We start from the raw sequence: 22218 nt of genomic DNA, 5'->3' as shown, positions 1-22218 counted from the left end.
CCCCCTAGCATGCAATCATAAACGGTCCAGTTTTTTCACCACTAATTGTTACTTGAGATTGAATTGCCTGTAATTTTTGCCGTAAATAACAGATATTAATCCAGAGATCTTCTTGATCAACGGTGTCATTCTCATCCCAAACGTGACTGATAAGTTCATTTACTGATAGTTCTTTATTGGCATTCAAAATAAAATACTGAAGTAAACGATTTTCCCGATTCGTTAAACTAATCGAATTGCGACTTTCAAGCGATTGATCGTTACCATTAAGAGTCAAATCACCAAATTCAAGAACATCTACTTGGTAAGAATCATCTCGGCGTTGACGGGAGCGCAACCGAGCAAGTAGTTCTTTTAACGAAAATGGCTTAGTTAAGTAATCATCAGCACCGGCATCAAGACCAGTTACCTTATCGTCTTCTTCACCCATTGCCGTTAACATCATAATATATGTACGATTACCAGTTGCTCTAATTTCTTTTAATGCTTCCAGTCCTGATTTAACAGGCATCATGATGTCTAAAATTATGACATCATAAGCATTTTCTTTCGCCTGCTCAACCGCTTCTTGGCCGTTATTAGCAATATCAACTTGATAACCACTCGCTGTCATCGCTGAACTTAATACATGAGATAGCTGCTGTTCATCTTCTGCTACAAGGATTCGCATTTTATTCGCCTTCCTCACTAGAATTAATTAATTGCCGGATTGTTTGCATTTGAACGTCGCATGATGCTAACTGGTCAGCACAACGTTTAAGTTCACGGCCAATTCGTTCTGGATTTTTAATATTATGTTTATATTTCATCTCATGTTCAAGGCTTGCCCATGAGTCCATTGCGATCGTTCGTAACTGAATTTCAACGTAAAAATGTCCGGGGTTATTTCCTTCAATATCTTGATATGGAACTGTTTCATCAATAATGACGTGATAGCTCCGATACCCATTTGGCTTTGCATTTGTAATATAATCTTTTTCCTTAATTACCTCACACCAGTCAGCTTGACGTAATTGGTAAAGACAACGGTCAATATCATCGATGAAATTACAAACAATTCTGATTCCAACTGCATCGCGACATTTTCGTAAGGCCGATTCGGTAGAGACCGGATAGCCTTTTCGTTGGCATTTTTCTGCCATGCTCTCGGAAGTCTTCACCCGGGCAATTAAATGTTCATAAAGTTTTGGTTGCTTATCCTGCACTATTTGCTGATTTAGCTCTTTGATCCGATCAGTTGTGAGGGAAAGAATATTTGACAAAATCTGCTCATATGGGCCATAAATTGACATCACAGTTTCCTCCTTTAATTTGAATATTATACAGTACTCATCACTAAAGAATACTCTAAAAATAGCATTTTTAAGATGACTTAAATTTTACTCGGTCCGCAATCCTGCTACATAGTTATCTACTTGCTTTTTTTGTGACCTCGTTTGGTAGAATTCTTTTCTTAGTTGTGCCAAGGTTAATTCCTTTGTTTTTAATTTTGCATTTCGCTGAGAAGTATATTTTATGATCACAGTTTGGCCTTCAACTTTAAAGAAAATTGCCGTTCCATCTTGATCGTCAGTGGCTACTAAATAGCTATAATCATTTACTCCTGCTGGAACGGTATCAGAGGGCTTAACAATTCCATAAACGAGTTGATTTGCAGCAATATTTTGTTTTAACCAGTCGGGAGATATTGCCACTCCCGCCAAAACCCCAATTTGTTGGTCGGTAAATCTTGGCCGTGGTTGTTGACTTGACTGTGTTTCATCTTGAACTGGCTGAAGGGACGGCCGATTAAAGTTAATTGCAAATACTACCCATAAGCAACTAATTAGAATGATGGTTGTTATTATAACGATTTTTCTTTTCATAATTTCACATAAAAAAGGCGCACCTAGATTATTCTAAGTACGTCTTTACGGATTGTTAAAAGAGAGAAATTGGATCTTAATTCATTTGCGCTTTAATAGCAGCTAAGGATACGTCGCCAGTCTTATCGAACTTAACATCAGCATCCTGCAAATCAGCACCAAAACCAATTGATAATTCACCAGCACGGTTAATTGATTCAATTCCGGCTTGGGCATCTTCAAGTCCTGCTACTTGGTCAGCTGGAAGATCCATTAATTTAGCTGCTTCTTGGTAAATTTCTGGATCTGGCTTACCATGGCTTAAGTTGGCTGGATTAACGATTCCTTCAAAGTAATCAGTTAATTGCAAATACTTAAGAACCTTTGGCGCATTTTTAGAAGCAGAAGCTAATACAATGTGGTAACCATTAGCTTTCAATTCATCTAAGAAGTCTTTCATTCCTGGAAGAATATCGGCAGGTGTTAGAGTTTCAACTAATTTAATATAGTTATCATTTTTTTCAGTTGCCAAAGCTTCTTTTTCTTCTTGAGTATAGTCATTTTCATGGCCGCCAGCCTTCAAGATTAATTCCAAAGAATCCATCCGACTAACACCCTTTAATGCGTCAGCCAATTCTGGAGTCCATTCAGTTCCAACCTTGTCAGCTAATTGGTGCCATGCTTGACCATGAAAACGAGCAGTGTCAGCAATAACACCGTCAAGGTCAAATGCAAAACCTTTCAAATCTTCAAACTTCATCTCAAATGCCTCCAAGAATTACTTTAATTCAAGCTTCTTACCGTCAAGGTCGATGGTAATTGGGTCACCTGATACAAGATCGATCTTAGTACCATGCTTGTCAACCTTAACCTTCAAGATCCGACCACGGAACATTTGACGGAATTGGTATGAATCCCACTTCTTAGGTAAGAATGGTGCATAGTGCAATTGACCATCACGAACACGCATACCAGCAAATCCTTGAACAATATCAAGCCATGAACCAGTCATTGAAGTGATGTGAAGTCCATCAGAAGTATCGTTGTTGTAGTTATCAAGGTCAAGACGTGCTGAACGTTCATACAATTCAACGGCCTTGTCTTCGTAACCAATATCAGCAGCGATAATTGAGTAAACGGAAGCAGAAAGACTTGATTCGTGAACAGTAAATTGTTCGTAGAAGTCAAAGTTGTTCTTCTTTTCTTCCTTAGTAAAGTCATCAATGAAGTCCCAGAGACCTTGGATAACGTCACCTTGTTTTACGTATGGTGAACGCAAGATCTTATCCCATGACCAGTGTTGGTTAAGTGGTAATTGGTCACTTGGAATTTCAGAAACTGGAGTCAAGTCCTTGTCCATGAAGCCATCGTTTTCTGGGAAGATGTCCTTTTCCTTGTCGTAAGGAAGGTACATGTTATCTACAATACCCTTCCACTTACGCTTTTCGTCTTCTGAAACATTAAGCTTCTTAGCTACCTTTTCATCTACTTGGTCTAAGATGTCAAGGGTGTATTGAAGAGTCCAGCGACAAAGAAGGTTAGTGTACCAGTCGTTGTTTACGTTGTTGTCGTATTCATCAGGACCAGTTACGGCATGAAGCATGTACTTGTTCTTGTTTTGGGAGTAGTGAACACGGTCAGCCCAGAAACGAGAAATTTCAGTAAGAACTTCTGCCCCTTCGTTAAGAACGTATGACTTGTCGCCGGTGTATTTAGTGTAAAGGTAAATAGCAAAGGCAATGTCCCCGTTACGGTGAATTTCTTCAAAGGTAATTTCCCATTCGTTGTGACATTCGATACCGTTGAAAGTAACCATTGGGAATAATGCACCATCAAGTCCTTGTTCCTTAGCGTTAACAAAGGCACCATCTAATTGCTTGTAACGGTACATTAATAAGTTACGTGCAACTTCTGGGTCTGCAACCCCAAGGTAAACTGGAATACAGTAAGCTTCAGTATCCCAGTAAGTAGCACCACCGTACTTTTCACCAGTGAATCCCTTTGGACTGATGTTAAGACGGTAATCTTGACCGTAGTAAGTAGAGAAGAGTTGGAAGAGGTTGAAACGAATACCCTGTTGAGCTCCTTCGTCACCTTCAATTTCAACATCAGACTTAACCCAACGATCTGCCCATTCTTTAATATGTGGATCGAGTAAATCGTCAAAACTTTGATTATCAAGTTGGTCGCCTAATACATCCAAGTTCTTTTCAATATCTGCTTGGGAGTCGTAATCACGAGAAGTCATTACGATACTGCGCTTTTCAAAGTTAACTTCTTTACCAGCAGCTACAGTACCAGCAAATGTGTTGTAAGCGTGCTTTTCGTCAGTGCCGTCACCCACGTGGTCAAGGTTAGTCTTTGAAGTAGTCTTCATTCCAACGATGAATTGTGGAGTGCCAAAATCATTCTTCTTAGTCATAGAAGTTAATTCAGCATGTTCGCCATCAGCAGACTTGCCTAAAACGTTCCAGAATTGTTCATCGTAGTTAGCGTCTTCGTTGTATACATCAGCATCAATCATGCTAGTAATTTCAACCTTAGCATCACTGTCGCCACGGTTCTTAATGTGGAGACGTTGACCAACTAATTCTTTTTGGGTAACACTAACAAAACGTTCAAAATTGAAGTACATTTCAGTACCACCAATTTCAACAGTAAAGCGCCGTTCTAAGACACCACGCTTCATGTCAAGATCAAGCTTAAAGTCTTTTGGTGTTTGCTTTGCTAAGTCGAGTTGTTCACCATTAACCTTAATGATTAACTTCATGAAGTTGACAGCGTTGATCATCTTACCAAAGTACTTAGGATAACCATTCTTCCACCAACCAACACGAGTCTTGTCAGGGAACCAAACTCCACCGAGGTAAATACCTTCCATATGGTCACCACTGTAACCTTCTTCAAAGAAGCCACGCATACCAAGATTTTCATTGGCTAAACTAGTCATTGATTCTTGTAAACGCTTATCTTGTGGGTCCCATTTGTGAGTAGCAACATGCCAAGGGGCAATATCAAATGTACGTTTCATTGAAATCTCAATTCCTTTCATCTGAAATAAAGGTAGTCTTTAACCCGCCTTTATTATAACTTAATTAATTTATTTTATTAAATAACTCCTATTCAGCATAGGTTTCCTTGATTGTGGCAACTGAAAGAGCCCCAAGAGCCATTACAATACCAGCAAGGATAAACATGTGAACTTGTGAGTGTCCAAATAATGGGAATAAAGCAAAACTCAATAATGAAGCAACAATCTGTGGTAAACAAATTGAACCGTTGAATAATCCAAGGTATGTACCCATGTGCTTACCAGTCAATGCGTTTGTAACAATTGTTAATGGGTAAGTGTTCATCGCAGCCCAAGCAATTCCGACAAGGGTGTATGAAACAATCAACGTCCATTGATCATGAACAAAGAACACTGAAATGAACCCAAGAGCACCAAGAAGTAAACTACCACTGTAACCAAGCTTGTGGTACTTGTTTGGTACCTTAGCTAAAACGTATGACCAAATAACAGCAGCGATTGATTGAACAGCCGCAAGCACACCGTACCAGTTACCAGCAGCCTGATAACCAGCAGAGGTAGCATCAACAGTATCCCAAACGTTTTTGGCAATAGCCCCAGCTGAGTACGTCCAGAGGTACTGGAATGCAAACCAGCAGAAGAATTGAACAAGAGTAACTGTCCAGAATGCCTTTGGTGCATGCTTTAAGAGTGTGAACCAATTTCCACCCTCTTTGTTATCATCTTCAGAAATACCATGGTACTTTGCGTAAGTTGCTGGGTCATATTCATGAACCCGGAAAACTGTAAATAAACTAGTAACAACTAACAAGGCTGCCCCAACGTAGAAGGCGATAATAACTGAATCCGGAACAACGCCTCGTTTTGCAGTGTTACGAACCCCAAACCAAGCAGTTAAAATGAATGGGAAAACGGCAGCTAACACAGCACCTGTGTTAGATAAGAAACTCTGAATCCCATAGGCATAACTCTTTTGGTCATCGTTAACCATATCACCAACCATCATCTTAAATGGCTGCATTGCCACATTTGATGAAAGGTCAAGTAAAGCAACAGTAATTGCACCGAACCAAAGGGCAGCAAGCGAACCATACCCGAAACCGAAACTTCCTGAATTAGGAAGCAAAATCATAACGATAACAGCTACAATCATTCCCAATAGTAAGTATGGCAACCGCCGACCACCTAATTTTGGTGCCCATGTACGGTCTGAATAATAACCAATGATTGGTTGAACAATCAAACCAGCTAATGGTGGTAAGATGAAGAACCAGCCAAGGTTGTTAGGGTCGGCCCCAATAGTTTGGAAAATCCGACTCATTTGAGAACTCTGCAGAGTAAAAGCTGTCTGAACACCAAGGAATCCAAAGTTGATCATCCAGATGGTACTCTTTGATAGAGTAGGTAATCCAGCCCCCGTGGACTTTTCTTGACTCATTGCTAACAACTCCTTAACTTATAAAATAGTTCTAAAAGACACTTATGATTATTGTAAGCGCTTCATACATTATTGCAATATTAATAATATCAAATTTAAAATTGTTGTGCAACCGCTTGCGCAAAATTTTAGAAAACGGTTGCAGATTTTTATAATTTAAAGTTATTGCTGTTCAGTTTCCGCAAAGCAGGCCCGTTATAGTTAATTATTTAAAACATATTTAGCTTAATAAAATAAAGAAGGCAAGTAATTGAGAAAAATCAAACTTCCTCAATTACTTGCCTTTTACAATGAAAGTTATTCTTAATACTAAATTTTCCTAAGCAGAACCGCTTCACCCATCCCACCCCCGACACACAGTGAAGCAATGCCGAGTTCATGATTATCCTTATGCATTTCATTAATCATCGTGACGATAATTCGTGCGCCTGAACACCCAACTGGATGGCCTAACGCAATTGCTCCACCCCAAGGATTGACAGTACTAGGATCAAGATGAAGCAAGTCCTGACAAACAAGGGCTTGGGTCGCAAACGCTTCATTAATTTCGTAAGTTTCTACGTCATCTGCCGACATCTGCTGATTTTTTAAGAGCTTCTTGATTGCATAATATGGTCCCAGACCCATTAATGCTGGATCCAGACCAACAAGTGCAGATCCTTGCCACTCAGCTAATGGAGTTAATCCTAATCGGTTGACTGAACTCTCAGAAGCAAGAACCAGAGCAGCTCCTCCATCATTAATTCCCGAGGCGTTTCCCGCAGTCACACTTCCGTCAGATTTAAAGGCTGGTTTTAGTTTCGCTAAAGCCGCTAGTGAAGTATCTGGTCGTGGTGCTTCGTCAACCGTTACAGTCACGGTGGTTCGTTTCTGCTTAACTTCAACTGGCACAATTTCTGAATCGAAATAGCCTGCTTTTTGAGCCTTTACTGCACGTTGATGACTCAGTAAAGCAAATTCGTCTTGCTGGTGACGAGTAATCTGATACTTATCATTGATATTTTCAGCAGTAATTCCCATCGGATAACTGCCATAAACATCATTTAATGCATCACTTTGCATCGCATCAAGCAAGGTTCCATTCCCAAATCGATAGCCATTCCGTGCCTTAGGAAGAACATAAGGAGCTTGAGACATACTTTCCATCCCCCCGGCAACAATTACATTAGCCTGTCCTGCGCGAATCAAACTTGCTGCCAAGTCAACACTGGACATTCCCGACGCACAGACGTCATTAATCGTTATTGCCGGAACCTGCTCACCTAATCCAGCGGCCATTGATGCTTGGCGCGCTGGATTTTGTCCAGTCCCTGCTTGAATAACATTCCCCATTAACACTTGGTCAATATCGTTTCCACTGAGCTTTGCCTTTTCAACAGCCGCTTTAATTGCAATCGCTCCTAATCCAACTGCAGACTTTGAAGCTAACCGACCGTTAAACTTACCGATTGGTGTTCGCTGAGCAGCAACAATGTAAACCTTCTCCATTCCGATTTCCCTCCATGTAAAAGTAAGAGAGGACCGTGGCAAGTAATTCCGTGGTCCTTTCTATCAACTATTTATTTTAAAATCAACAATCCGATACTGCTCTTCTGGATTAAAAAGCAATTCGACCGCTTGCTGACCCAATTTGCGGGGTTGTAAGTCAACCTTTTCTTCTTGATTAATTAACATCCCCATCAACCGACTATTGTTAAAACAAATAGTTGGTAAATTAAATTCTTGTAGTTGCCGTATTAATCGTACCAGCAACAAGTCATCAACACAAACAATCGAATCGATTTGCGGATGTTGTTTAATAAAATCTTTAACTACGGTCCCGGTTGGTGAATATTGCCAGCTAAGAGCAGGAAGTTGGTGATTTTGCATACTCTGCTCATAACCTTGATGTCTATCTTGTTCAAATGCCCAATTATTTGCAGATTGAAGAAAGATGGGGTGACTGACCTCCTGATGATCCATCAGATAATCAGTCGCCGCTTGCCCTGCCGCTACATTATCATTGTCGACAAACCGATCTTGGGCCTTATCCGGGTGACCGATTACCACAAAATTAAGGTTATTTTGGCGCAGATAATTAGTAATGGGGTCATCTTTAACCGTATAAAGTACTAAAAAGTTATGCACCTTGGACTGTTCGACCATCGATTTTACGCTTTGTAAAAGATCGGTCTTAGTTGGCGCAATTGCCACAACCATTTCATAGTGAATTGGCTTTAATGCCATGCTAATTCCCCGTAATAAGTCAATATGGAACGGGTTGGCAGGCGCAGTATCACTGGTTACTGGAAAAATAATTCCAACCATGTTTGATTCGCCCCGTGTTAGGTTCTGTGCATTGTAATTTGGTTGATAACCCAACTCTTTAGCAATCGTCGCTATTCGTTGTCGTGTTTTTTCACTAATTCGTGGATTATGGTTTAAAGCTCGAGAAGCAGTTGAAACCGATACCCCTGCTTTGTGTGCAATATCTTTAATTGTCGCCAACTAATCACCCTCTTTTGTAAATAACACGAACTCTCCTAATTCTAACAGGTAAAGCCCCATTTGGACAACTGGAATCCCTTCCATTAGGTTCAAAGCTTCTTTGTAGAGCTCTAATTGTCCCCGATATCGGTCCTTTATCCGTGCCAAATCAAAGTCGCGGTAATCTTTATTAAGGTGATCGGTCTTATAGTCAACTAGAATAATTCCCTCGTCAGTTCTTAAGTAGCCATCAATGATTCCGTGAATTAAAATACGTTCATCATCACTAACATTTACCCCTTTAAATAATTCATGACCATTCATAATCATTGAGAACGGAACTTCGCGATGATAATCTGTTGGATGCTTTAAGATCTTCTGACCAACAGCAGTTTGATAAAAGGCCACTATTCCCTCACGATTGATTCGTGCTGCCACAACCGGATTGATCAATTTTTCTCCTACTAATTTTTGAATTTCTTGGTCAACAAATTCAACGTTAATCGGACCTTTATCAAGTGGGAGTTTTTGGAAAACAAGGTGCGTTGCTGTTCCGATTTCTGTTGCTACTGGTTCATGAGTAGTCTGTTGGATGAAAGCCGGGACATCAAAGTTATTATTTAAGTAAATTCCTTGTGTCTTTACCTTTTGTTGTTGATCATAATCCCACCGCACCATATCACGTGTATCAGGATCTTCAAAGACTCGTTTTACATCTGTAACAGATTGGTAAGCAGTTGTTTTAGTAGCGACAAGATGGGAGTAACGATAGCGCAAAATTTGCTCAATCTTTTGTTCAGAAGCATCAGTTGCAACTGTATTGTTCTTTTCCGTTATATTAGCACTAGCATTTTGCCCAATTTTTGCCAATCCATCGCTAACATCAAGTGCGGTATATGTTTTTGCAATAAAGTGAGGATCAGCCGCCAAACCAGTAACTTTAGTATCAGCAAGAGTGCTTTCTTCTAACGTGACATTTCCACGACTCAATTGTTGCGCATTAAATTCTGGATAACGAGCCAGGGCAAGGCCGACCCAGTCCATAAATGAATTTGCAGTGATCCGTGGCTGCGGGCCAATTAGTAAATTCTTACTCTGATAAGCTTTTTGCCACCGCTGCCATGACCCAGCAAGACTTTGTGTCCGCATTTCTTCATTAAAGGATCCCGTAATAACTAATCGTTGTTCCGCACGGGTCAGTGCAACATAGAGAACCCGAAGATCCTCTGCCCGTTCGCCGCGTTGAATTTCTTCAATCACTGCTTGCCGTTGTGGCGTATCATAAATAACCCGTTGATCATCCATATAACGAATTCCTACCCCCGCAACGGCATCGACAACTGCATTTTCACGAGTTGCTCCTTTGTTAAAGCCATGTGTAGCATCAATTAGAAATACCACAGGGAATTGCAGACCCTTACTTCCGTGAATCGTCATAACATTAACCGTATTTGCAGTTAACTGTGTCGGTGCTACGCCTAAATCTTTATCATGTTCCTGCATTTTCTCAATAAAGCGAATAAATTGATAAAGGCCCTTAAAACTGCTTTGTTCATAGGAATGTGCACGTTGATAAAGGGCATGGAGGTTTGCTTGCCGTTGGTGGCCTCCTGGCATTGCTCCGACGTAATCAAGGTAACCTGTTTGGTCATAGATCTGCCAAATCAAGTCAACAAGAGTTTGTTGTTGGGCTGTTTGTCGAAAGACACGAAGCAAGCCTAAGAAGTGGTCTACTTTTTCATAGAGGGCACTTACCTGTTCAGAAGTAAGTAGCGATTGATGGCGAAGCGCCTTTCGCTGATAATTACCCATAAATGATTGCAGGGCAGCGTAGTAATCGACAGAGCGATTCTGAAGACGGATAAAAGCTAATTCTTGGTTAGTTAACCCGACAATCGGCGACCGCAGAACTGCAGCTAATGGGATATCCTGTTGCGGATTATCAATTATCTTTAACAAGGACATCATTACTCGCACTTCAGTAGCTTGGAAATAGCTTTCAACATCATGAACCGTCAATGGAATATTAAGTTTATTAAACTCTTCCATCAGTGAATTATTGATTGCCTTTGTCCGTTCAAGCAAAACAATATCACCGTACTGAATCGGATGCATCTGCCCATCTTCGGGATGAAAAATTAACTCTTGATTTTCGACCATCTGCTTAATTCGCATCCCAATCATCCGAAATTCTCCAGCTAATTTATCATCCTCGTGTTCAATATCTTCTTTTTCTGTATCAAGGGCATTGGCGTCATATAATAACACTTCTGTTGGTTGAACCTTATTATCTTGATTTTCTTCGTAATAAGTTGCCGCATATTTTAAATGGGCATCTTCGTCGTAATCAATTTCCCCAACTTCCCTATCCATCAGTTGTTCGAAAAGGACATTAGTAAAGCTCGTCACATTAGTCATCGATCGGAAATTCTCCCCTAAAACAATTGCTTCCCCGTCGTTGCCTTGACGATAGTTTTGATATTTCCCGAGAAATAATGTTGGATCAGCTTCACGGAATCGGTAAATCGATTGCTTAACATCCCCCACCATAAATAGGTTCTTGCGTTCAGGAGATGTCAATTTCATCAGAATACTTTCTTGAAGGCGGTTCGTATCCTGATATTCATCAATCATAATTTCCTGATAATGATTTTGTAGATCTTTGACAAGGGTTTGCCAGTTTGGCTGGTCGTCTGGTGGCGTTAAAATGGCGTACGCGTAGTGCTCCAAGTCACTAAATTCAAGGGCATGCCGATTCAGCTTAGTTTGTTGGTACCGCCGACGGAAATTAATCGTTACCGCGCTCAATTCGCGTAAAAGTTCCTGGGCATGCGTTGAAATTAATCGAAATTGGTCTTCACGGTAATTAAAGAAGCGATCGACTAACTGATCAAATTGCTTTTTTATCCCTGTGCGAGCACTTCCCAGTGATTTATATACTTCTTCAGCTAGCTCATCGTCTTTCGGTTTACCACCCATTCGTGCAAATTTAGCATTAGCAAATAAGTCCCGAATAGTATTCCAAGTAGGTGGCTGCAATAAGTCTAAAAGCTCCTGCATCATCTGCTGGTCTTTTTGCAATGAATCAACAGTTTTAGCGTCTAATTGACTTTCAGTTGCTTTGCTTAACAAGTCTGTAAATTGATCACTGAAAGTCGTTAGCTTAGTTAGCAGCTCTTCTTTTGCAATTGGTTCCTGTGCTTCCTGCTTTCCCAAGTAAGTACTAACCATTTGTTCCCACTGTTTCTTTAGCTGATTACGCTGCTTTTGAATGTCTTTAAATACATCAATCCGTGGATCATCTGCCACTGGTCGTCCCCTAAAACTACCAAACTTTTGCTGCGCCATCATTTGGCAAACATCACTGACGGTAATCCCCCCTAGTGAAGAAAGAAGTTGGTGCATTAACTCTTCATCACTCTTAATAACCTCGGCTGCTTGGTCTAGTCCGTTATCACTAGCTCTTGTTGCTAATTCACGATAATCTTGAATGAACTGATTGAGCTTTTCGATGACCAGGGGCTTTAGCTGTTGTTGATAAAAATTAGATTCTAATAGTGAGCCCGACCCTAAATCATAATTATCTGGTAATTTTTGGAGCCACTTTTCGGGATCAGGCTGGGCATTAGCAATTTCATATAACCGTAAAATCAAGTCGTCGAGTCCTTGGTCATCACGGTCACTAGAAAAGTTGAGAACTAGTTCGCTAAAGGAAGCTCTTCCCGAAACTTTTTCTTCAGCATTTTTATATAGTTCTTCGCTAACTTCATGCCAGACATCTTCTTGAAGTAACAATCGCTCCGTTTCATCAGTTAAGAGCCGAAATTGTGGATCAAGGTCAATCAAGTAGTAGTAGCGTTTTATTAACTTTAAACAAAAAGCATGAATTGTACTGATATCTGCAGCCGCAAGCCGGTTAATTTGATTACTCATCCGGTCACGTAAATCTTTGGGATTAGCGGAATCTTGTACTATTTTCTGCAAGGCTGCCCTGATTTTATCCCGCATATTCTTTGCTGCTGCGTCCGTAAATGTTACGAGCAGCATTCGATCAATGCTTTGCCCTTCTTTAATCAATTCAATTGTCCGATTTACTAGCACAGCCGTTTTTCCTGATCCCGCGGAAGCTGAAACTAGGATATTTTCGCCACGGTCATTTATCGCCTTGGATTGAGCAGGCGTTGGTTTAAATCCAGCCATTACTTCTTATCCTCCTCATCATCGTCTTGGACTACATTATCAAATGCTTCTTTTGCTAAATTAGGATTTAAGTCGCGGTAGTTTTGCTGGTCAAGCATATTATCAAACTGAAATACATCTAAAAAGTCACTATAATCAAGTCCTGTGCGGCGGTTGCTTCCAGTTAATAACCGGTAAGGATTCAGTTTCAAGTCACCACTCAAAATTTGATTACCCGCATTAATTACAAGTTCCTTATTCATGTTTTGCAGCCAATCAAGTTGCTGCGGAGTAACGAGAAGCGCTTCTTTATTAGCTTTGATTTTTCCATTCTTATATTCCTTAAGTGGGTATAAGAATGCTTGTTTATCTAAGCTCTTATCTAACTCCCGCAATAATTGTGGATCATTCAAGAGGATTCCCTTGTATTGGTGCTCTTTTAATTTCAAATCATCAAGGGAACTTTTCTTTAACTCGGCAGCCTTAATTGTCGGATTATTCAAACGAAGATATAATGCCCCTGCCAGTCGAGGATTATTCGTTTCCAATTCAGTTAAGTTTGCCTGTAACCCGTTAAGGTAGGTTAAAAGTTGGAGAGAGAGTCCATAATAAGCCGAAGTGAGGTCAAAAAGATGATTACTCGACTTATAGTCAACGACCGTCAAGAAATTATTGTTTCCTTGCTTAAGATTATCAATTCGGTCAATTCGCCCCCGCAGATAAATATGATGATTATCTTTAAGCGGATAATCGAGAGAACCAAGGTTGCCCGGCTGTTGGTTACCAATTCGTCCAAACTGAACTTCGGTTTTAACTGGTTGTGAGCCGGTATATTCAGCTTGACGGCATAATGTAATTAACATTGTTTTAACAATGGCGGTTAATTGCTGATATTGGAATTGGGCTTGGGCTGAAGAATTAATGAGACGCAATAAAGTTGGCTGATTCTCTTGCGCTGTAACTAATGCATGGTCAATCAGCTGGTCACGTTGCATCTGATTATCTTTGTGGGCAAGGTCTGCAAACGACAAATTATTTTCTCGAATTGTTGTAACAAAAGTCTCCATTGCTTTATGGAAGAAGGTACCGATACGGTCATTAGATAAGGTTAACTCATCTCGTTTTTGCAACCTCAAGCCATACTTAAGGAAATATTCGTACTGATTAATATAAAAATCTTGCAACTGCGAAATCGAGGCATATAATACCCGCCCGCGCTCATCATCTGGAGCTGCCCGGAGATAAAGTGCCTGAGCCAATTTATTTCCCAGGGAATCAATCTTATTTTGATAATGGAAACCAGCAGCAACTAAAGATAGACGCTGACCTAGTGATATTCCTTCTGCTTGAACCTTAGCATCCGCTGATTGTTGCCATTGCTTAGCTAACTTAACCAACGATTCAGCAACTGTTTGCCATCCAACGGGCATGACCGGTTGACGATCAATGCCAACCCCTTGCTCATCACGAATTTGCCGGCTAACTTCAACTAACCGGTTTATTGTTGCAAGCGGGGCACTAACAAAATCAATAGCATTCTCTTGTCCGGCCTTGCTAGTAGCTAATGGATATTCACGAACCGATTGACCAAAGTAGCGAGCCATGTCGTGCATATATGGCGATATACTGAGTTCCTTATCATTACTATCTGTTTGCGGTGCCGAGAAAATCAACTGTTCCTTAGCATTCATAAAACCAGTATAGTGGACAAATGGCTCATCAATCAGTTGGTCAATTGCCGTTCCAGGAAGGTATTGGAAATCTTCATCAAGATAAGCACTCAAAATATCCTTATCTTGGTCCGTTAGCAAACTATCACTTTCTTGCATCTCAGGCATCACATCATCAGTTGACCCAATCATAAAAACTACTTTTCGGTTTTCACTTTGGACAATTCCAGTTTCAGAGACTACCACTTGGTCTAACGTTGCCGGAATCTGGGAATACTGAGCCGCCGCAAACCCTGCCTGGAGCAATTCACTAAAATCTGCAAGAACCTCACTAGTTCCATTCCGCAGTTCTTGTTGGCCTAAAATTTCTACATATTCTTGGAGAATTTGGCAAAAAGTAGCCCAGACTTGTTGTGGTTGGCGCGCGAGGTCTAAATCCCGGGTACTTTGGTATTGTTGCCAAGCATATAACCGGTCTGTAACTCCCATGGCAGCTAAGAACTGGTATAATGCAGTAGCAAGTTCTTGTCCTGTTTGTGCTTGTTTAAACTGGTCGAAAACTGGGAGTAAGTGGTTTGCAACAAAATCTTTTACAAAGGCTAACTGGTCATTTAATTTTTTTAAACGTGACTGTTCATATTTTGGATCTGTCAGGTTCGTTCCTGGCGCCTGCCATAATTGCTTAATCTTTTCTGGATCATTAGTTGTCCAAGCACTTTTTCCTTCAATTGCCTGCTTAAGGCACCAATTCTCAGTAGTAAAAACTGCTGCTTGGAAATCACTTAGTCCCATCAGATCACCAGTGCCTGTCCGTGGAACAAGTAACCATGTCTTCAGCAATTGGATGATATCCGCTGTTCGATAGCCTCGCTGCGGTAATTCTAATAATGTTGTGAGGAGCGTTACTAGCGGATGATTATCCATCAAGCGTTCATGGTCATTAAAAACTGGAATATTATGTGCCGCAAAAACCGGTTCAATCATTGTTTGATAGCCGTCAAGGTGGCGACTAAGAATAAGGAAGTCACGATAACGATATTTACCACTAGCAACTAATTGGCGAATCTGGGTAGCCACATTATTCAATTCAGTCATCCGATTGGTGGTTGTCATAAATTGAATATTTTGGGGACAAGAAAATTCTTCCCGCTCGCCGGGGCCAATTGGTTCGCTTGCATAACGCTTAAAATACGAATCAACCTGTTGTAATTCCGCATCAACGCGAGGAGCCGTCGCAAACGCTACATTTTGCAAAACCTTCACTTCTTTTTGATGCATTTGGCCAAATTTCCACAAACGGTGAAATTGCATCGCGGAGGAATAGAATAAATTATTTTTAGGAGGAAGTTCCTGGGGATTTGGATGATTCTGGTCTGGGTATCCACGATCAAGAGTTAAAGAAATAGTTGTCGATGCGGCATTCGTAATTAATGCATCCACTACCTGTTGTTCATTTGCAGTAAATTGAGCAAAACGGTCAATAAAGAAGTGCATCTTAGCAACTTCTGGTGATTTTTGAAGGTAAGACACTAATTGCCGGTATAACTCACTATTACCAATGTACCGGTCCCGTAACCGATCTTCATAAGCATGATATATAATTTCAACATCATGCATTTTAGCTAGCCACGCCTGATTAGCTGCTGGATCATTCGCTGACTTCACCCGGGAAATAATATCGGTTAAGTCATCAGCGGTTATGTTGGCATTTTTTAATTCTTCAAGCTGGGCTGTCATCTTTTGAATAAATCCAGCTTGTTTTATTTCGCTCGCATATAAACGGAGCTCACTTGCCTGTTCTTGAACAACTTGGGAAGTGAGCATCGTCATCCCAATTTTAGAAAGGTGTTGTTTTTGAAATGCTGGAGTATCTCGTAAAAGGTACCAAGCAAGCCGGCTAAACGAAAGTACCTGTACGCGTGAAGAGGCGAACCGGTCACTTCCGCTAAGTCCTTGACGATCACGAAGACCAGCAAGGACATTAATTTCAGTTTCAAACTTAATATGGTTAGGCACCAAATAATAAAAGCTCTCATCAGCAGATGCATTCTTTATCTGGTCAACTAATTGATCAATCAACACTTGCTGATGATCCATCGCTGCTGTTCCTAAAACAAATCCCAGTGTTCCCATAATCTTTAATCCTTTCTATCGCTTAAATTGCTCCTCTAATTTTATCATAAAACGAACATATATTCTTTAGCTAAAAAACGGGAACGAGACAGAAGCCACTCGTGACTTCTGTCTCGCTCCCTCTATCATTATAAAATTGGAGACAGCAGACGTGAAACCGTTTGCTTAACTCTTAACCAGCGCGGTTGCTCAGCAAACATTGCAGGTGTAATTACCCGGCATTCACGAATATCATTAACAAAAATCTGCTCAAGATCGTCTACCGTATTTTGATTGTAAATAAAGGCATTAATTTCGAAGTTTAATTTAAAACTCCGAAAGTCAAGGTTAGCAGATCCAACAGAAGCCATCCGACCATCAATCATCATTGTTTTGGCATGAAGGAAACCTTTTTGATAGTAATAAATTGTTACACCATGATTAGCGAGCTCACGAGCATAATACTGTGTTGCCCGATATACAAAGGCATGGTCAGGCATGGACGGAATCATTATCCGTACATCGATTCCTGAATGAGCCGCTACTTTTAATGCATCCAAAATACTATCGTCGGGGATCAGGTAAGGAGTTTGAATCCAAATATGATCTTGCGCTGCATTAATTAGCCGTAAATATCCCATTTTAATTTTTTCCAAAGGCGCTTCAGGACCGCTAGAGACAGTCTGCAATGCAACATCCCCATGAACTCTAATTGGTTGAAAGTAAGGATGGTAATGCACAATCTTATCTTTATCCTTTTTCATTGATGCATTCCAGTCGCCGATAAACCGTCGCTGAAGACCATAAACGCCACCGCCGACAATTCGAAGATGGGTATCACGCCATGGACCAAATTTAGGAACGCGTCCTAGGTATTGATCCCCAACATTAAAACCACCAACATACCCAATTTCACCATCAAGAACAACAATTTTCCGATGGTCCCGGTAGTTTATCCGAAAATCAAAGAAATTACTTCGGGACATCAGGAACGGGGCTGCATAACCACCGACTTCCCGTAAATGATCATAGAAGCTTGGCCAGACTCCCATTGATCCCCATGAATCGTAAAGAACTCGTACTTCTACTCCCTCAGCCGCCTTTTGTTCAAGCAGAGTTCGTAATTCATTGCCAATTTGATCATTATAAATTGTATAAAACTCAATATGGATACTCTTTTTCGCTGCTGCAATATCATCAAACATTTGCTTAAAAAGCACATTGCCATTTGTAAAAATATTAACGGTATTGTGCCGCGTCAAAAACGAGTCATCAATACTTTGAAAAAGCATGATGGTTCGTCGATAAATCTGAACGGTTTGGTCTTTGGGCTTCGGCATATTGATGAATTGCTGCTTCTGCTTTTCTAGTGCTTGTTTTAATTTTAGCTGCGTTTGTGATTTTATTCGGGCTAATTGTTTATGCGGTAATTTTCGCCCAAAGAAAGCATATAGAATAAAACCAACCCCAGGAATCAGCATTAACACCAACAGCCATGCCCAAGTTGCGGCAATATCCCGTTTTTCACGGAAAACAGTATAAATGGCTGCAATTTCATTGACGAGAATAACCAGTAGCAAACACCACCAAATAATTGTCCATGTTAATGCCATCGCTTATCCTCCATTCATCTCATTGCTTTTCATTCTAACGCAAACTACTTCTTTCTGAAATATAATCTCGCCTATTTTCTCCGCTGAATAAGGCTAAATGTCGTACAATAGAAATATTATTAATCAAGGGAGGATACTAATGGCAGAAATATATTTGCGCCGCGCCCAGACCCAAGACTTAGCGGCAATCATGAAGATAATTGATGATGCAAAGAACCTTCTAAAGAAAAATGGCAGTCCGCAATGGCAAAACGGTTACCCAAATCGAGAAACTTTTGCTCAAGATATTGCAACGCAAACAAACTGGGTATTAATTAATGGTAATAAAGTAGCGGCAACTGCGACTCTTCAGCTCACCCCAGAACCGACCTACCGTAATATTATACAGGGACAGTGGCAACAACCAGATGAACCTTACGCTACCATTCACCGGGTCGCCATCAGCAGTAATTATCGTGGGCAAGGACTTAGTAAATTACTCTTTTCTAACTTGCTAACAGTTGGCCAAATGCAAGGAATTAAGAATTTTCGGGTTGACACTCACCGCAACAATAAAGCGATGCAACATATTGTCGAAAATTTCAACTTTAAAAGACGAGGAATCATTAAAGTTAATGACCAAAATGATCCCGAGCGATTAGCATATGAACTAAACTTAGGAAGCCATCATAAGCTTACTCGAATCAATAATAATTTTATGCAACCATTGATTGATAAACTATAGGACGCACAAAAAATGACAGTTTAAAACAACAAAGAGGTTGGGGAGTTCCCAGCCTCTTTTTGTATTTATTAACCGTTTTGGATTAGTTGTGGCGCTTCTTTGAGCTGTAAGTGATACCAAGTGTACCAAGTAATGCAGTGGCAGCTAAAGCAACAATTGACATAGAAGATCGATCTACCTTTTGTGATGATTCACTCTTCTTAGCAGGTGCTTGCTTCTTAGCAACAGTATCAGCTTTTACAACTGACTTCTCATTGTTGTCTGCTTTAGTGGCTTTATTATCAGCAGTAGAAGCAACCGGTGTTTGTGTACCATTATTTGTAGTAGCAGCAACTGCAGCTGTTTGTGTTACAACTGGTGCAACTGCAATTGGCGTTTGCGTAGCTGTCTTTACAATCGATGGTGCTGAAATTGGTTGAACGCGTCCAGTAGTTTCAGCTTGTAGACGGTTTGTAACCGTTGGGAAAGCAACAGTATCAACATTGCCGTCATTAGTTGCTTTCACTGCTGTAGGAAGAACAACAGTATTATTTGCTAACCGAACTTCATTAGCTCTCTTAGCATCTTCACGTTGTTGAATAGCTGCTAATTGAACGTTGAATTGTTCAGCAAGTTTGTTATAAGCAGCCTTGTTTTCAGCCTTTAATTCAGCAAGAACAGCATCACCATGGGCAATAACTGCTTGGTGTTGATCTTGCAATTGCTTGATTTGTGGGTCAATGCTTGGAACAAGTTCGTTAATCTTAGCATCAAGTTTTGCATTTTCAGTTTTCTTGATATTAGCGATCTTAGCGTCACGATCAGCAGCAAGCTTTTGTGCGGCTACTTGATCAGCCTTTACTAAGTTTTGGTAGGCACTGTCTAATTGAGCCTTGTAAGCTTGAAGGTCAACAGCTCCAGTAGCCTTAAGAGCAGCATCACGAACACTAGCTGCCTTAGTAACTGCAGCATCATAGTTAGCTTTTACTTGAGCCTTCGCATCATTATATTGTTGTTCAAGCTTATTTAAGTTAGCTTGGTGGGCACTAGTTAATGCATCAAGAGATTGTTGTGCTTGTGCCTTAACATCAGCTAATTTTTGTTGTTCGCTAGCAGTAGCTTTTTGCACATCAGTAGCAGTTGGCGTAACTGTCTTTGTCCCTGGTACTTTATTAACATGATATTGAGCAGTCTTAATAGCATTTAATTGTGCATCTACAGTTGAAGTTCCCCATACATTACGATTTTGAACTTCTTTAGTTAAGTTAGCATCGTGATCAATGTTAAATCCGACATGATCAAATGTTACAGCATATGATGGGTTCTTGCGATCAGAAACACCTGAACCATTCTTAGCAGTCATTTCATCAGTTAGCTTTTGGAAGCCAATTCCCACAGTGCGAACACCAGCACGAAGAAGATTGACTGCATGTCCACCGATGTGTGTTGGGTTTACCAATTCACCATAGTACATACCCTGCATTGAGTTGTAGAGATTAATAGCGTAATTTAAAAGAGTTGGCGTTCCAGCTTGCATAGTAGTTAAGTTTTCATTAACGTCAGTGTAAACTGTCTTACTATTAAATTCACTTGTTAAACTCTTTTGCAAGTTTTGGGTAGCATTATTAATAATGCTACTATAAGTTGCTTCAGTAGGCATTCCACTGCTGATAACAGTATGACTATTATTATCAACATTGTACTTTGTCCGGTTAGCAACAACTTGGTTAGCAATGTTATCAGCAAAGTCAGTGCTTACTAAATCAACTGGAGCAACGTTCACAAAGCCATCGTTCTTATTAACCGCATTGTAAAATTCACGGTAGTTTTGGAAAACATTGTTACGGAATCCATTTTCCCATGAAAGAGCTAATGCTCGTAATACCTGAACTTGGGCAGCTGTTAATCCATCAGCAGAAACTTTTTCTGAATGATCATTTTTAGCATCGTAACTTAATAGACCTGGTTGGAAATCTAATGGCATCTCTGAAATATCATGTGGAGTTGAGTCAGCAGCCTTGTTCGTAATTACTGCACTATCAGGATATTCACCATAGTAAGTATTAGCAAATTCAGGATAGGTATAATCAGATACAGGAATAGCACCATTGTAGCCACGAACTTCTAGATGAATTCCGTATTTTGCTACATAATCAGGAACTTTAACATCTGTTTGTGGTTTAGCAACTCGGCCAGTAACAGCAACGTCATTAGTAGTTGCGACTTCATAAGACTTGTTAGCATTAGCAGTTGCGGTTGCAAGAGATGCTTCAGCATTTTTAACATTTTCTGCATTAGTTGCTTGTTGAGCAGATAGCTTACCTTGGTAAGCATCATTTTCCTTAGCAACAGCTGAGTTGTAATTATTGACAGCAGCCTGTGCTTGGCTTGTCTGCGTATTAGCTGCATCACTTAAAGCTTGTTGATATTGTGCATTGATATCAGCAATAGCTTGTTGATTTTCAGCAGCTTGACTAACAGCTTGTGCGTACTGTTGATCATTTGCTGCACGTTGAGTGGCTTCGTTTTGTTGTTGTGCGTTAATTTGTTGTTGGTATTCAGCATTAGCAGCTGAAGTTTGTGCTTCAATAGAAGCAGCAGTAGAAGCTTGTGCTTGTGCAATAGCACCGGCTTGTTCTTGTTCTAGAGCAGCATGACTAGCTTTTAATTGATCAATTTGTGCGTTGATTTGTGCAAGATCCGCAGCATTTGATTGCTCATTGGCCGTAGCTTGTTGAGCTTCTTTACTATCATTAGCTGATTGCAATTGTGCAAGTTGCTGATCAGCAGTTGCTCGAACTTGGTTATAAGTAACTTGGTCATTACTTACTTGTGCATTGTTTTGACTATTATCAGCGTGTACATCTGTCGTTGAAGTGGTGGTAACGACACCTGCTGTCAAGATTGCCCCCGCAATCAAAGCAGTTGAACGCCAATTATTTGTATTCGAATTTCTCATTTTAATAAACCCCCGTTTATGAAAAAATATTCAAAAGAAAATAAATTATTCATGCAAGGTTTATTGCTTAATGACTTAACAGTTCCTACTATATCAAGGTTTTTAGGGATTACAAGAGAGACAATTTTCGAAAAGATCCTTTTGGCGTTTTAACTATTCACCTGTTAAGTTGCTTTCCTTATTAGCGAAATAGCCATTCATTA

The 22218-nt window shown here is 40.3% G+C and carries 13 protein-coding genes; 1 reads left to right on the top strand and 12 read right to left on the bottom strand.

Annotation, left to right across the window (positions count from 1 at the left end; translation table 11 throughout):
* Nucleotides 1-4: 4 nt before the first annotated feature.
* The 11 genes from LMC10_RS09420 to cls all read right to left on the bottom strand — a co-directional run bounded on the left by LMC10_RS09420 (nt 5) and on the right by cls (nt 18353).
* Entirely contained in the window at nt 5-670 is a 666-nt protein-coding gene (locus LMC10_RS09420; protein ID WP_019253729.1) for a response regulator transcription factor, read from the bottom strand.
* A 1-nt stretch (nt 671) separates the two neighbouring features.
* Complete coding sequence (locus tag LMC10_RS09415; RefSeq protein ID WP_228341233.1) at nt 672-1292, bottom strand: GTP pyrophosphokinase; 621 nt, start codon at nt 1290-1292, stop codon at nt 672-674.
* 87 nt (nt 1293-1379) lie between these two features.
* Complete coding sequence (locus tag LMC10_RS09410; protein ID WP_229269658.1) at nt 1380-1865, bottom strand: Lreu_0056 family protein; 486 nt, start codon at nt 1863-1865, stop codon at nt 1380-1382.
* Nucleotides 1866-1941: 76 nt separating this feature from the next.
* A complete protein-coding gene (pgmB, locus tag LMC10_RS09405; protein ID WP_003670263.1) occupies nt 1942-2604 on the bottom strand; it encodes a beta-phosphoglucomutase in 663 nt (220 codons plus the stop codon).
* A gap of 18 nt (nt 2605-2622) precedes the next feature.
* Nucleotides 2623-4875 carry a glycoside hydrolase family 65 protein gene (locus LMC10_RS09400; RefSeq protein ID WP_029507879.1) on the bottom strand — a complete coding sequence of 751 codons (2253 nt, stop codon included), beginning with the start codon at nt 4873-4875 and terminating at the stop codon, nt 2623-2625.
* An 88-nt stretch (nt 4876-4963) separates the two neighbouring features.
* Nucleotides 4964-6313, bottom strand: coding sequence for an SLC45 family MFS transporter (locus tag LMC10_RS09395; protein ID WP_019252100.1), 1350 nt, complete (start codon nt 6311-6313; stop codon nt 4964-4966).
* A 309-nt stretch (nt 6314-6622) separates the two neighbouring features.
* Complete coding sequence (locus LMC10_RS09390) at nt 6623-7801, bottom strand: acetyl-CoA C-acetyltransferase (RefSeq protein WP_229269657.1); 1179 nt, start codon at nt 7799-7801, stop codon at nt 6623-6625.
* A gap of 63 nt (nt 7802-7864) precedes the next feature.
* Nucleotides 7865-8800: a LacI family DNA-binding transcriptional regulator gene (locus LMC10_RS09385; RefSeq protein ID WP_229269656.1), complete on the bottom strand. Its 936-nt coding sequence runs from the start codon at nt 8798-8800 to the stop codon at nt 7865-7867.
* Entirely contained in the window at nt 8801-12979 is a 4179-nt protein-coding gene (gene addA / locus LMC10_RS09380; RefSeq protein WP_229269655.1) for a helicase-exonuclease AddAB subunit AddA, read from the bottom strand.
* The gene (locus LMC10_RS09375; RefSeq protein ID WP_229269654.1) at nt 12979-16761 is read right to left on the bottom strand and encodes a PD-(D/E)XK nuclease family protein; all 3783 of its coding nucleotides are present in this window, start codon (nt 16759-16761) and stop codon (nt 12979-12981) included. The genes addA and LMC10_RS09375 overlap by 1 nt, the downstream gene beginning before the upstream one ends.
* A gap of 128 nt (nt 16762-16889) precedes the next feature.
* Nucleotides 16890-18353, bottom strand: a complete 1464-nt coding sequence (cls, locus tag LMC10_RS09370; RefSeq protein WP_229269653.1) for a cardiolipin synthase — start codon at nt 18351-18353, stop codon at nt 16890-16892.
* Nucleotides 18354-18492: 139 nt separating this feature from the next.
* On the opposite strand from cls, the gene LMC10_RS09365 reads away from it, so the two are divergent.
* A complete protein-coding gene (locus LMC10_RS09365) occupies nt 18493-19077 on the top strand; it encodes a GNAT family N-acetyltransferase (RefSeq protein WP_229269652.1) in 585 nt (194 codons plus the stop codon).
* An 82-nt stretch (nt 19078-19159) separates the two neighbouring features.
* Here LMC10_RS09365 and LMC10_RS09360 read toward each other — a convergent pair whose 3' ends face one another.
* On the bottom strand, nt 19160-22015 hold the full coding sequence (locus LMC10_RS09360; RefSeq protein WP_229269651.1) for a hypothetical protein: 2856 nt from the start codon (nt 22013-22015) through the stop codon (nt 19160-19162).
* Nucleotides 22016-22218 lie beyond the last annotated feature (203 nt).

The sequence above is a fragment of the Limosilactobacillus reuteri subsp. simiae genome (assembly GCF_020784875.1).
Taxonomy (GTDB): Bacteria; Bacillota; Bacilli; order Lactobacillales; family Lactobacillaceae; genus Limosilactobacillus; species Limosilactobacillus reuteri_H.
This window is presented reverse-complemented; position numbering and strand designations above follow the sequence as displayed.